Raw genomic sequence first — 12,601 nt, 5'->3', positions numbered from 1 at the left:
CATCGCAGGAGGAAGCGGCATGCCCCACGAAACGGTTCGTCTGACCATGGCGCAGGCCCTGGTCCGCTATCTTTGCAACCAGTTCACGGAAATCGACGGCGAACGGGTGCCGCTTTTTGCAGGGGTGTTCGGCATTTTCGGCCATGGCAATGTGACCTGTCTGGCAGAGGCGCTGGAAACGGTACAGGACCAACTGCCCACTTGGCGCGGCCAGAACGAGCAATCCATGGCGCTTGCGGCGATCGGTTACGGCAAGGCCAGGCTGCGGCGGCAGATCATGGTTGCAACCTCCTCGGTAGGGCCTGGTGCGACCAACATGATCACCGCCGCCGGTGTGGCCCATGCCAACCGCCTGCCGCTATTGTTGCTGGCTGGCGACACTTACACGAACCGGCTGCCGGATCCGGTGCTGCAGCAGGTGGAACATTTCGGAAATCCCACGACGACCGTGAACGATGGCTTCAAGCCGGTCAGCCGGTATTGGGACCGGATTACCCATCCCGCGCAGATCCTGTCGTCGCTGCCGCAGGCCATTGCCACCATGCTGGACCCGGCGGATTGCGGCCCGGCCTTCATTGGCCTGCCGCAGGACACGCAGGAACTGGCCTATGACTACCCGGTGGCCTTTTTCGAGGAAAGGCTGTGGGCGATCCCGCGCCCGCGCCCGTCGCGCGATCAGGTTGCAGCGGCGGCGGACCTGTTGCGCACCGCAAAGGCACCGCTGATCATCTCGGGGGGCGGGGTGCGCTATTCCGGTGCAGGCGCAGCGCTGGCGGAATTCGCAACGGCGCGCGGCATTCCGATGGCGGAAACCATCGCGGGCAAGGGGGCGGTGGTGCATGATCATCCCGCATATGTCGGCCCGTTGGGGATCGAAGGCACCGACGCGGCAAAGGCGCTTGCGGAAAACGCCGATGTGGTGATCGCGGTCGGTACGCGATTGCAGGATTTCACCACCGGATCCTGGACCACCTTCGGCGACGATACCCGGTTCATCAATATCAACGCGGCGCGTTTCGATGCGTTGAAGCACCGGTCGCTGCCGGTTGTGGGCGATGCTCTGGAAGCGCTGGCCGATCTGGAGGATGCGCTTGGGGATTGGGTCTGCGATCCGGCCCGAATGGCGGATGCGCAGCGGCTCTATGCCGATTGGAACCGGATGCTGGACGAGGGCCAGGCCCCAACCAACAGCACGCCCCCCAGCTACGCGCAGGTCATCGCGGTGGTGAACAAGATGGCAAGACCCGAGGATACGATGGTGACGGCAGCGGGCGGCCTGCCGGGTGAGACGGTCAAGAACTGGCGGGTGAAAAGCCCCAACACGTTTGATTGCGAGTTTGGCTTTTCCTGCATGGGGTATGAAATCGCCGGGGCCTGGGGTCATGCGATGGCCAAGGGCGGCGATGGCACGCCGATCGTCATGGTGGGCGACGGATCCTACATGATGATGAATTCCGATATCTATTCATCGGTCCTTTCGGGCCACAAGATGATCGTCGTGGTCTGCGACAATGGCGGGTTTGGCGTCATCAACCGGCTGCAAACCGGCATGGGCGGGGCGGGGTTCAACAACCTGCTCAAGGATTCGCGGGTGCTGAACAGGGACAATCCGCGCCATGTCGACTTTGCCAAGCATGCCGAATCCATGGGGGCCTATGCGCGCCATTGCGACAGCCTCGCCGATCTTGAGGCCGCAATGGATTGGGCGCAGGGAACCGACCGGACCACGGTACTGACAATCGCTTCGGATGCCCATGCGTGGACACCGGGTGGGGCGGATTGGTATGTGGGCGTGCCGGAGGTGTCCGAGCGTGAGGGCGTGCGGGCCGCGCGCAGCGGTCAGGAAGCGTTTCGCAAGAAACAGCGGCCGGGGGTCTGAGGTGCTGCGTCACCTAGGGGCCAGACAGGCGGACGAAGCGGGGCGGTGGCGTTCATGTCACCGGCTCCCGCTGCGCGGGACCGCGCCACAGCCCGCCCATTTCCTGCGCGGCCACGCGGGTTGCGATCCATAGCGACAGGCCAAGGCCCGTGATCACCGCACAGGCGACGCCGAACCAGACGCCGTGCTCGTCAAAGCCCCAGACGCCGACGAACAGCCATATGAAAAAGGCGATGCCGAACCCCTGACGGTAGAGGCTGATCCAGACTGTTGCCATGGGGCGCTTGAGCGCCTGAAGCAGCCCGTTGATAGAGAACAGCATCATGTAGACAGGCAGGATCACCCCGTCGATGCGCAGATAGATGGTGCCGACCCGGATCACCTCGGGATCATCGGTGAAGACCGACAGGATTGTACTGCCGAAAATCCACAGGATGGGTGCGGCCGTGGCGGTCATGATGAAGCCGACCTTCCAGCAAAAGCGCAGCGCTTCCCTGACGCGCTCGTAATCCCCTGCGCCGAAATTCTGCGAGGCTATTGGCAGAAGCGCACCGGTCACGCCGAAGACCGGCAGCAGCAGGATCTGTTCCAGCCTGATCCCAAGCCCGAAGCCCGCCACGGCATGTTCGCCAAACCCTTTCAGCGCGTATTGCACGACGAAGCCGGACAGGAACATCACCAGCATCGAGGTGGCCGTTGGCAGCGTCTGGAGCGAGATCTCGCGGAAGCGGTCGGCGCGCGGGCGAAAATTGCGCGCCCTCAGCCGCGCCATGGTCCGCAGGCGAAAGACCTGCCGCAGCATGTAGAGCATCACCCCGGTCTGGCTGACCACGGTCGAGACCGCCAGCCCGTCGAAGCCGATGCCGGACCAGAGGCCGGGAATGCCATAGATGAACAGCGGGTTCAGGCCGATATTGGCAATGAACGCCACCATCAGCGCCCGCTGCATCGACCGGCCGTCGCCATGAGCCTGCAAGACACCGTTGCAGCCAAAGGCCACCAGAAAGCCGGGCAGGGCCAGCGAGAGGATCTGGAAATAGCGAATTCCCGCGTCCTGATAGGCCCCGGCCTCCGACACCAGCCGGATGATCAGCGGGCCATACCACAGCCCCGCAAGGCCGAGTGCAATGGCCGCTGTCACCCCGTAGACGATGCCCTGCGCGATGGTGCGCCGGGCCTGACGCCGGTTGCGCGCCCCAAGCGCATTGCCGACCAGCGCGCCCATGGCTGCCCCAAGCCCGACCCCGAACGACATGGCGATGTGAAAGGCCTGAAAGCCAAGCGCGATACCCGCCTGCGCGCTGGTCCCGAGCAGCCCCGCGAAATACATGTCGACGATGTTGTAGAGCGTGTTGAACAGCATCCCCAAGGCACCGGGAATGGCAAGCGTGCGGAAATGACCGGCGATGGCCCCCTCGGTCAGATCATTGTCGATGGGGCGTGCCATGTCGGGGCCTCAAGGTCTTTCGGCTTGAACGGTCAGGAAGGTGAACTCTGGGGTCAGGACATCGACAAAGCCGTGGTTAAGCTCTGCGTCCACGCTGATGCTGTCACCCGCCCGCAGGGTCAGATACTGCTGCCCGTAGCGATAGACCGCTTCGCCTTCAAGCACCTGAACGAAGACAACGCCATGGCCGACATAGGTGGGGGGCGGGCCGCCCTCGCGCAGCAAGGTCACCCGCCTTGCCTGAAACCGCAGATCCTTGCGGGCATGGATTGCGAGGTTGATATACTCGTGCTGGTGGTCATCGGTGATGCGGGTCGATTTCAACCCCTCGCCGTGGCGCACCAGCGTGAAATCCGTATGGTCGGTCTGGGCTTCTCGGAACAGCGAGATAATCGGCACTTCCAGCGCCTCGGCCAGGGCGGCGAGGGTGCCGATCGAGGGCGAGACGAGGCCGTTTTCGATGCGGCTGATCATGGCGGCGGAGACGCCCGAAAGATCGGCAAGGGACCGTGCGGAATGACCCCGTTGGCGGCGCAGTTCTTTCAACGAGGCACCGATGGCTCTGTCGATCAGCTTGCCGGGTGGGTCCTCTGTCCGCATGTGCCGCGCCCCTAGTCCTTCTTGTAGTAGCCCACGACGTCGCCGTCGGTCGTGACCCCAAGCCCGTTGAGCAACCTGTTGGCATAGTTGAAATATCCGACGATCTGATTGATCTCCAGGATCTCGCCGTCATCCCATCCGGCGGCGCGCAGCGCGTCCACATCCGCCTTTTCGATCTTGCCGGGATACAGCGTCAGCTTCGCGGCGTAGCGCAATGCGGCCAGTTCCGCCCCGTCGAACGCATCTTCCGGGCGATGCGCCTGCAAGGCGTTTTCGACCATGTCCGCGCGGGCGTCGTCGCCGATCAGGTGGCGGGCGTTCGCCCAGTGATTGGCGTAGGAATACGGGCAATCGTTGAGCGTCGAAACATACGAGCTTATGACCTCCTGAAACCACATCGGCACGGTGTTGCCGTCATCATGCAGGCAGGCGCGATACAGAACCACATGGCCGTTCATGGTGCTGGGGCGCAGGGAATGCACGCGCATCACGTTATCGACGGTGCCATGCGGCGTCCGGGCGAAGTCGAGGGCCTTTTTCAGGGGCGCGTCGGCCTCGTCGTCCGAAAGCATTCTGATCCAGGCGGACATGGTCGCTCCTTCAGGTTTCAGTGCTCAAAAACTATGCGCTGTGGTCTCGATCCACATTCGTGCTACATTTTTTATTGACGAATTATTGCGCCTCGCGCAACCTTATTCAGCGACGCGCAACAGATTCAGGGGCTGGGTAATTGCTTATGCGGTGGAACTGCACAGGATCGGAGGCGGCCGGACCGGGCTGCGCCATGAGGGCCGTCGGTGGCGCCGATTTGGCCTTCCTGTCATGACGGGTGCGTCCGACCCAATCATCGAGGTCGCGAATCTCGACAAGTTCTATGGCCATTTCCATGCGCTGAAGGACGTCAACCTGACAGTCCACCAGGGCGAGAAGATGGTGATCTGCGGCCCGTCCGGGTCCGGCAAGTCTACCCTCATCCGCTGTTTCAACGGGCTGGAATGGCACAATTCCGGCCGATTGGTCATCGACGGTGTCGAGGTGCACGAGCAATCCAAGGACATGCGCAGGCTGCGGCAGGAAGTCGGTATGGTCTTCCAGCAGTTCAACCTGTTTCCTCATCTGACTGTTCTGGAAAACCTGATGATCGGCCCGATGAAGGTGCGCAGGCAGGGCCGCGCGCAGGCCGAGGCCACGGCGCGCAAGTATCTCGACCGCGTGCACATCCCCGAGCAGGCCGACAAGTATCCCGCGCAGCTTTCCGGCGGACAGCAGCAGCGCGTGGCCATCGCCCGCTCGCTTTGCATGGAAACGCGGATCATGCTGTTCGACGAGCCCACATCGGCGCTCGATCCCGAGATGATCAACGAGGTGCTCGACGTGATGGTGGAGCTGGCCCAATCCGGCATGACCATGGTCGTCGTCACGCACGAGATGGGCTTTGCCCGCAAGGTGGCTGACACGATGGTGTTCATGGAGGAGGGCGAGATCGTCGAAGTGTCGCCCCCCGATACGTTTTTCACCAACCCCTCCAGCGAACGGTGCCGTCTGTTCCTCGACCAGATTCTGGAGCATTAGGGATGAGCGCCCCGGACCTCTCCGGCCTAAAGGGCCAGCCGCTGCCGCAACGCCCGGCTTTTCAGCGGTTCCTGGGGTCCACGGCAGTCTCCATTGCGATCTATGTCGCCGTGATGGGGCTGATCATCTACGGGTCGTTCACCGGCGCGCAGAACATGGGCTACAACTGGCAATGGCACCGGGTTCCCCAGTTTCTCTACAGTTTCACCGATGACGGGTTTCAACTGGGCGAGATCGTCTATGGTCTGTTCGCCACCATCCAGCTGTCCGCCACCGCCTTTGCGCTTGCCACCGTCCTTGGCCTGCTGGTCGCGCTTCTGCGGCTGTCGGGGCTGGTGATGGGCACGGCCGTGTCGATCGGCTTCCTCGAACTGATCCGCAACATCCCGCTGCTGGTGCTGCTTTACCTCTTCTACTACGTGCTTGGCCCCATCTTCGGGTTTGACCGCTACTGGGCCTCGATCCTGACCCTGGCCGTGTTCCACTCTGCCCTGATTTCCGAGATATTTCGCGCCGGGATCAACGCCGTGGACAAGGGCCAGTGGGAGGCCGCGAAATCCATCGGGATGACCACCGGCCAGACCTATCGCTATATCATCCTGCCCCAATCCGTGCGCTTCATGTTGCCGCCGATGACCGGCGAGGCGGTGCATCTGATCAAAAGCTCCGCCATCGTCAGCGTGATCGCGGTGGCCGAGTTGACGACGATCGGGCGCAACATCATTTCCGACACCTTCATGAGCTTCGAAATCTGGTTCACGGTGGCCGCCGTCTACATGGTGGTCACGCTGATCCTGTCTGTCGGCGTCTCGTATCTCGAACGCAGATACGCCGTCGACCAATAACAAGAGCACCAAGTCCCTAATGATCCAACAAGGAGACAAGACATGACGATTACTCGCAGACTGTTCGGGGCCGCCCTTGGCGCGGCCATGGCGACGGGCGTTGCCCTTCCCGCCGCGGCGCAAAGCGCGTCGCAGGCGCTGACCTCGGAAAGCGTCATCACCCAGATCCAGGAAGAGGGCGTGATCCGCATCGGCCTGTCGCTCTTCGTTCCGTGGTCCATGCGCGACGTGAATGGCGACCTCATCGGCTTCGAACTCGACGTGGGCCGCCAGCTGGCCGAGGATATGGGCGTCGAGGTGGAGTTTGTGCCGACCGCGTGGGACGGGATCATCCCGGCCCTGCTGGCGGGCAATTTCGACGTGATCATCTCGGGCATGTCGGTTACGGCACAGCGGAACCTGACGGTGAACTTCACCCAGCCTTATGCCTATTCGGGCCTTGCCATCCTGGCCAATCGCGAGATGACTGAGGGCATGTCGATGGAGGATATGAACTCTCCCGACGTGATCTTCGCCGCCCGCCGCGGCGCTACGCCCGCCGTGGTGATCGCAGACCGCTTCCCCGAAGCGCAACTGCTGCTGTTCGATGAGGACGGTGCCGCCGCGCAGGAGGTTCTGAACGGCAACGCGCACGCCACCATGGCCTCGCAGCCGACCCCGAACCGTGAGGCCGGGCGTCATCCCGATGTGCTCTACGTGCCCTTCGACAGTCTTTTCGACCCGCGCGGCGAAGGCTTTGCCGTGCGTCGGGGTGACCCGGATGCTCTGAACTTCTTCAACAACTGGATCGCGCAACAGTGGCGGTCTGGCTGGCTGGAAGAGCGCCACGACTACTGGTTCGCCACCGAAGACTGGGCCGATCAGGTCGCACAGTAAACCCAAACGCGAGGGGGCGGTTTCACCGCCCCTTCCCCCTTGTCAGGCAGGCCCGTACCGTGATCAGGTTCTTTCGAAAATTCAGATGGCCCGATTGGGCGATCCTGGCCGTCCTGATGGCGTTCTTCAGCTATATCTGGTTTACCATCGAAGGGACGCTGAACTATTCCTGGCGCTGGCACCTGATCCCCAATTACATCGTCGGTTGGCACACCACCCGAGAAGAGTATTTTGCCAATATTCTTCTGCAGGGGCTTGTCGCGACGATCCGCATTTCAATCTACGCGTCCATTCTGGCGCTGATCCTCGGCACGATCCTGGGCATCGCGCGCTGTTCGTCCAACCTGACGGTGCGGATGCTGGCGCGCACCTATCTCGAATTCCTGCGCAACATCCCGCCCGTTGTCGTGGTCTTCATCTTCTTCTTCTTCCTTTCGCAGCAGCTGATTGACGCCCTGAACCTCGAAAGATGGGCGCGCGGCATCGCGCGGCAGGAAAACAACGGCGTGTGGGAGTTTTTCTTCGGCGAGATGCGCCGCTTCCCCTCACTCATTTCCGGCGTGATCGTTCTGGCGCTGTTCGAAAGCGCCTTCGTGGGCGAGATCATCCGCGCGGGCATTCAGTCGGTGCCAAAGGGCCAGCGTGAAGCCGCCCGGTCGATCGGCATGAGCCGCCGGCAGGAACTGCGTTATATCGTGCTGCCGCAAGCGCTGAAAAAGGTGGTGCCACCGCTGGCCAACCAGTTTATCACGCTGATCAAGGACAGCTCCATCATCTCGCTGATCTCCGTGCAGGAGCTGACCTACAAGACGGTGGAGCTTGTCGCCTCCTCGCGGATGATCTTCGAGGCCTGGATCACCACCGCCGCTTTCTACTTCGTCGTCTGCTTCTCGCTGTCGCGCCTTTTCGGTCGGCTGGAGCGGCGAAGTTCAAGAAACGACCGCTAGGGGCCAGGGTGATGCAACGTTATTCCGCCCTCTCCCTGCTGCGTCACGGGATCAACCGGCACACCACCTGGGCTCCCGCCTGGCGCAGCCCGCCGCTGAAAGATCGCTATGACGTGATCGTCATTGGCGCGGGCGGGCATGGTCTGGCCACCGCTTATTATCTGGCGAAAGAGCACGGGCTGACCAATGTCGCGGTGCTGGAACGCGGCTGGCTTGGCGGCGGCAATATCGCGCGCAACACGATCACCATCCGCTCGAACTACATGCGCGACGCGTCGATCCCCTTCTACGTGAAGTCGGTGGCGCTTTACGAGGCGATGACGCGCGAGCTCAATTTCAACATGATGCACTCCAAGCGCAGCATGATCGACGTCATCCAGAACTATCCGATGATGCGCGACCGCAGGCGGCGGCAGCATATCATGGATATCTACGGCTCGACATACGAACAGATTTCAGAGGCCGAGGTGCGCCGCCGCATCCCCGCGCTGACAGGCGGCGGCCCCGATGCCCGCCTGCCCGTGGTCGGCGGTTACGTCCACACCGATGCCGCGATCAACCGCCATGACGCCGTAGCATGGGGCTATGCCCGCGCCATTGACGCCATGGGCGGCGAGATCCACCAGCAAACGCCAGTGACGCAGCTTCTGCGCGGGGCGGATGGGCGCATCGAGGGGGTGGAAACCCCGCGCGGCGTGATCCGCGCGCCCAAGGTGGCGGTTGCCGTCTCGGGCCATACCACGACGCTGACGGAAACCGTGGGGCTGAAACTGCCCCTGCGGACCATGAACCTGACGGCCTTCGTGTCGGAGCCGGTGAAGCCGCTGATCGACGTCATTGTGAACTGCCCCGACGCTGGCTTCTACCTCAGCCAGTCCGACAAGGGCTCGCTCGTCATCGGCGGCGCGCCCGATCCGGGGCAGAGCTTCCGCCGCGACATCAAGCAGACGGTGTTCGAGGATACCGTGTCCGCGATGCTGTCGCTCTTCCCGTCCTTCAAGAAACTGAAATTCCTGCGCCAATGGGGCGGGCATCTGGATATCGCCCATGACGCCTCGCCCATTCAGGATGAAACGGACGTGCCGGGGCTTTTCGTTACCGCCGGGTGGTGGGGCGGTTACAAGGCGATCCCGGCAGGCGGGCTGACGCTGGCGCATCTTGTGGCGACGGGGCGGCCACATCCGCTGATGGAACCTTTCGGAATCAACCGCTTCCGCCATCTCGATTACGTGATGGAAACCGGCACCACGACAGCGAGGTAGACGCAAACCATGATGCAGATCCCTTGCCCGTTCTGTGGCCCACGCAACGAAAGCGAGTTTTCCTTCGGCGGGCCGGTGAAGCCCCCACGCCCGGATCCGGCAGCGGTCAGTGACGCGGTCTGGACCGAATGGCTGACCCAAGTGCCCAATCCGCTCGGCCCCGTTGAGGAACAATGGTGGCACGTGCGCGGCTGCGGGACATGGCTGACCATCTGGCGCGACACGCGCACGCATGACATCGTGGAGGCCCCGGATGACGGCAGGTAACCGGCTGGCAACGGGCGGCCGGATCGACCGGTCTCGGCCCCTGAATTTCACCTTCAACGGCAAGCCCTATAGCGGGTTCGAGGGCGATACATTGGCCTCTGCGCTGCTGGCCAACGGTGTCCGCCTGACCGCGCGCAGCTTCAAATACCACCGCCCGCGCGGGATTGTCGGCGCAGGAGTGGAGGAGCCTTCGACACTGGTGGAACTGAGAGGCGAGGATGCGTCCGGCAACCGGCCCGCCTCCACCGTGCCGCTGACCGAGGGGCTGGCGGCGAAAGCGGTGAACTGCTGGCCTTCGCTGGCCTTTGACATCGGCGCGGTGAACCAGTTCGCCAGCCGTTTCATCCCGGCGGGGTTCTATTACAAGACGTTCAAATGGCCAAACTGGCACTTTTACGAACGCCCGATCCGCAAGGCTGCAGGGCTGGCCGCCGCGCCCTCGGAACCGCCCGCGACAGGGCACTATGAAACCCGCTACGGCCATTGCGATGTGCTGGTGGCAGGCGCGGGTCCCGCAGGCTTGATGGCGGCGCTCACCGCTGCCCGCGCGGGGCTTCGGGTGATGATTGCGGATGAAGGCACGGAACCGGGCGGATCGCTGCCGTCGCGCAGGCTGACCATCGGCGGTACGGATGCACTGGAGTGGGTGGACGCGACGGTTGCCGAACTCAGCGCGATGCCCAATGTCACCCATCTGCAAAACGCGACGGTCTGGGGCTATCGCGAGCACAACTACCTGATGGTGACGGAGCGTGCCCCGGCAAACCCCAGCCTTCTGGAACGCACATGGCGGGTGCGCGCGGGCCACGTGATCACCGCAACAGGGGCGATCGAGAGGGGCCTCGTCTTTGGCAACAACGACCGGCCCGGCGTGATGCTCGCCTCTGCCGTGCAGACATACGTCAACCGCTACAGCGTCGCCCCCGGCAAGCGGGCGGTGATCTTCACCAACAACAATTCCGCCTATGCGGTCGTCGCCGATCTGGCGGCTGCGGGGGTGGAGGTCAGGGCCATCGTCGACAGCCGTGATGCGGTGCCCGACGAGGCGCGGGCGATCGTGCACGGCATCGAGATCATGGCCGGAAAAGTCGTGACCGAGGCTCAGGGCGGGCGGCAGTTGCGCGGCGTGGCTGTCGCGTCGAAATCAGGCGGGTCGGCGCGGATCCTCTCCTGCGACCTGCTGGCCATGTCGGGCGGCTGGAACCCCACTGTGCATCTCTGGTCCCAGTCGCGCAGCGGCCTGCGCTATGACGATCCGCTTGCGACCTTCCTGCCCGATGCGCCCGCGCAAGCCGTCAGCGCCGCAGGCGCGGCTAATGGTGCGCTCACCCTGCAAGACGCGTTGCGCTCCGGCGCCGAGGCCGCCGCGCGGATCACGGGTACAGAAGGCCCGGACATCCCCGACGCCCCCGACCTGCCTTATGCAATCGAGCCGCTGTGGCGGGTGGAAACCGCGAAGGGCAAGGCCTTCCTCGACCTGCAAAACGACGTGACCGTGGATGACATCCATCTTGCCCTGCGCGAGGGCTATTCCAATGTCGAGCACGTCAAGCGCTACACCACGGGCGGCATGGGGTTCGATCAGGGAAAGACCGGCAATATCAATATCATCGGCACCGTGGCGCTGGCGCAGGGACTGGCCATGGATCAGGTTGGCACCACCACCTTTCGCGCACCCTACAGCCCGGTGTCTTTCGGTGCCATCGGGGGGCTGCGCGAGGGCACCGTCGCGCTGCCGTACCGTCACACACCGATCACCGAATGGAACCTCGCCCAGGGCGCCTTCATGTACGAGGCGGGCGCGCGCTGGCGCAGGCCCGGTTTCTTCCCGCGCGCGGGCGAAGGCTTGCAGGAGGCCACCAACCGCGAATGCCGCGCGGTGCGGTTTGGTGTGGGCGTCTATGACGGCTCCCCCCTCGGCACGTTCGAGCTGAAGGGCCGCGACGTGGGCCGGTTCCTCGATTACCTTTACAGCAACGTCATGTCCTCGCTGAAACCGGGGCACGGGCGATACGGTCTGATGCTGTCCGATGACGGGCTGATCATGGATGACGGGGTGTGCTTCCGGCTCGATGACCATCGCTGGATTGTCTCGACCTCCACCGGTCATGCCGACGCGATCAACGGCCATATGGAGGAGATGCTGCAAACCCGTTTCCCCGAGTGGAACGTGTTTATCACCCCCGTGACCAGCCAGTGGAACAACGCCACGATCTGCGGTCCGAAGGCGCGGGAGGTGATGACGGCGCTCGGCACCGATATCGACCTTGCGCCCGAGGCCTTCCCCTTCATGACCGTCCGAGACGGCACCGTTGCCGGCCTGCCCGCCCGCGTGGTGCGCGTCAGTTTCACCGGGGAACTGTCTTTCGAAGTGAACGTCGCCCCCCGCCATATGCGCACGCTTTGGGCGAAGGTAATGGAGGCAGGCCAGCCCCTCGGCATCCTGCCCGTGGGGTCCGAGGCAAGCCATGTTCTGCGGGTCGAGAAAGGCTTCCTGTCGCTCGGGCACGAGGTGGACGGGACGGTCGATGCGTATGATCTGGGCATGGGGTGGGCAATGTCGAAGAAGAAGCCCGATTACCTCGGCAAACGTGCGGTCCAGATCCGGCGCGAAGCGGGCGGGGCACGGCGAGAGCTGGTGGGTGTGACCCCCGAGCCCGACCGCCAGATCCCTGAAGGCGCACCGCTGACGCCGGGCGGCCGCAAGGAAAAAACCGAAGGCTTCGTCACCGCCTGTGTCTGGAGCGTGGTGCATGAAAGATGGGTTGGCCTTGCCCTGCTGGAAAACGGCCACACCCGCCATGGCGAGACCGCGCATGTGCGGCTGAAGGGGGGCGAGGTGATCCCGGTGCGCGTGACGCCGCCCTGCCATTACGACCCCGACGGCGACAAGCTGAGGTCCTGAA

Annotated in this window: 11 protein-coding genes; 8 read left to right on the top strand and 3 right to left on the bottom strand. The window is 63.5% G+C overall.

Annotated features, from left to right (window positions below; genetic code table 11):
• Positions 1 to 19: 19 nt before the first annotated feature.
• On the top strand, positions 20 to 1,879 hold the full coding sequence (gene iolD / locus ACOOEX_RS15395; RefSeq protein WP_420395657.1) for a 3D-(3,5/4)-trihydroxycyclohexane-1,2-dione acylhydrolase (decyclizing): 1,860 nt from the start codon (positions 20 to 22) through the stop codon (positions 1,877 to 1,879).
• 52 nt (positions 1,880 to 1,931) lie between these two features.
• On the opposite strand, the gene ACOOEX_RS15390 is transcribed toward iolD, so the two are convergent.
• Genes ACOOEX_RS15390 through ACOOEX_RS15380 form a run of 3 tightly spaced genes read right to left on the bottom strand, consistent with a single transcriptional unit; the run spans position 1,932 to position 4,516 of the window.
• Entirely contained in the window at positions 1,932 to 3,326 is a 1,395-nt protein-coding gene (locus tag ACOOEX_RS15390; RefSeq protein ID WP_420395656.1) for an MATE family efflux transporter, read from the bottom strand.
• 9 nt (positions 3,327 to 3,335) lie between these two features.
• Positions 3,336 to 3,926 (bottom strand): helix-turn-helix domain-containing protein, encoded by a 591-nt coding sequence (locus ACOOEX_RS15385; protein WP_420395655.1) that lies wholly within the window; start codon positions 3,924 to 3,926, stop codon positions 3,336 to 3,338.
• 11 nt (positions 3,927 to 3,937) lie between these two features.
• On the bottom strand, positions 3,938 to 4,516 hold the full coding sequence (locus ACOOEX_RS15380; RefSeq protein WP_420395654.1) for a carboxymuconolactone decarboxylase family protein: 579 nt from the start codon (positions 4,514 to 4,516) through the stop codon (positions 3,938 to 3,940).
• 232 nt (positions 4,517 to 4,748) lie between these two features.
• On the opposite strand from ACOOEX_RS15380, the gene ACOOEX_RS15375 reads away from it, so the two are divergent.
• The 7 genes from ACOOEX_RS15375 to ACOOEX_RS15345 are packed head-to-tail and all read left to right on the top strand — an operon-like array spanning position 4,749 to position 12,600.
• Positions 4,749 to 5,498, top strand: a complete 750-nt coding sequence (locus tag ACOOEX_RS15375) for an amino acid ABC transporter ATP-binding protein (protein WP_420395653.1) — start codon at positions 4,749 to 4,751, stop codon at positions 5,496 to 5,498.
• 2 nt (positions 5,499 to 5,500) lie between these two features.
• Entirely contained in the window at positions 5,501 to 6,343 is an 843-nt protein-coding gene (locus ACOOEX_RS15370; RefSeq protein ID WP_420395652.1) for an amino acid ABC transporter permease, read from the top strand.
• Positions 6,344 to 6,385: 42 nt separating this feature from the next.
• Positions 6,386 to 7,219 (top strand): transporter substrate-binding domain-containing protein, encoded by an 834-nt coding sequence (locus ACOOEX_RS15365; RefSeq protein ID WP_420395651.1) that lies wholly within the window; start codon positions 6,386 to 6,388, stop codon positions 7,217 to 7,219.
• A gap of 59 nt (positions 7,220 to 7,278) precedes the next feature.
• Positions 7,279 to 8,166 (top strand): amino acid ABC transporter permease, encoded by an 888-nt coding sequence (locus ACOOEX_RS15360; RefSeq protein WP_420395650.1) that lies wholly within the window; start codon positions 7,279 to 7,281, stop codon positions 8,164 to 8,166.
• A gap of 11 nt (positions 8,167 to 8,177) precedes the next feature.
• Positions 8,178 to 9,428 (top strand): FAD-dependent oxidoreductase, encoded by a 1,251-nt coding sequence (locus ACOOEX_RS15355; RefSeq protein ID WP_420395649.1) that lies wholly within the window; start codon positions 8,178 to 8,180, stop codon positions 9,426 to 9,428.
• Positions 9,429 to 9,437: 9 nt separating this feature from the next.
• Positions 9,438 to 9,695, top strand: a complete 258-nt coding sequence (locus tag ACOOEX_RS15350; protein WP_420395648.1) for a sarcosine oxidase subunit delta — start codon at positions 9,438 to 9,440, stop codon at positions 9,693 to 9,695.
• The gene (locus ACOOEX_RS15345) at positions 9,682 to 12,600 is read left to right on the top strand and encodes a sarcosine oxidase subunit alpha family protein (protein WP_420395647.1); all 2,919 of its coding nucleotides are present in this window, start codon (positions 9,682 to 9,684) and stop codon (positions 12,598 to 12,600) included. Before ACOOEX_RS15350 ends, ACOOEX_RS15345 begins: the two co-directional genes overlap by 14 nt.
• The last annotated feature ends 1 nt before the right edge of the window (position 12,601 follow it).

It is taken from the genome of Nioella sp. (assembly GCF_965215655.1).
GTDB lineage: Bacteria > Pseudomonadota > Alphaproteobacteria > Rhodobacterales > Rhodobacteraceae > Nioella.
This window is presented reverse-complemented; position numbering and strand designations above follow the sequence as displayed.

Coding starts and splice junctions, on each gene's coding strand:
- iolD (WP_420395657.1), top strand. CDS start 20: ATGCCCCACGAAACGGTTCGTCTGACCATGGCGCAGGCCCTGGTCCGC.
- ACOOEX_RS15390 (WP_420395656.1), bottom strand. CDS start 3,326: ATGGCACGCCCCATCGACAATGATCTGACCGAGGGGGCCATCGCCGGT.
- ACOOEX_RS15385 (WP_420395655.1), bottom strand. CDS start 3,926: ATGCGGACAGAGGACCCACCCGGCAAGCTGATCGACAGAGCCATCGGT.
- ACOOEX_RS15380 (WP_420395654.1), bottom strand. CDS start 4,516: ATGTCCGCCTGGATCAGAATGCTTTCGGACGACGAGGCCGACGCGCCC.
- ACOOEX_RS15375 (WP_420395653.1), top strand. CDS start 4,749: ATGACGGGTGCGTCCGACCCAATCATCGAGGTCGCGAATCTCGACAAG.
- ACOOEX_RS15370 (WP_420395652.1), top strand. CDS start 5,501: ATGAGCGCCCCGGACCTCTCCGGCCTAAAGGGCCAGCCGCTGCCGCAA.
- ACOOEX_RS15365 (WP_420395651.1), top strand. CDS start 6,386: ATGACGATTACTCGCAGACTGTTCGGGGCCGCCCTTGGCGCGGCCATG.
- ACOOEX_RS15355 (WP_420395649.1), top strand. CDS start 8,178: ATGCAACGTTATTCCGCCCTCTCCCTGCTGCGTCACGGGATCAACCGG.
- ACOOEX_RS15350 (WP_420395648.1), top strand. CDS start 9,438: ATGATGCAGATCCCTTGCCCGTTCTGTGGCCCACGCAACGAAAGCGAG.
- ACOOEX_RS15345 (WP_420395647.1), top strand. CDS start 9,682: ATGACGGCAGGTAACCGGCTGGCAACGGGCGGCCGGATCGACCGGTCT.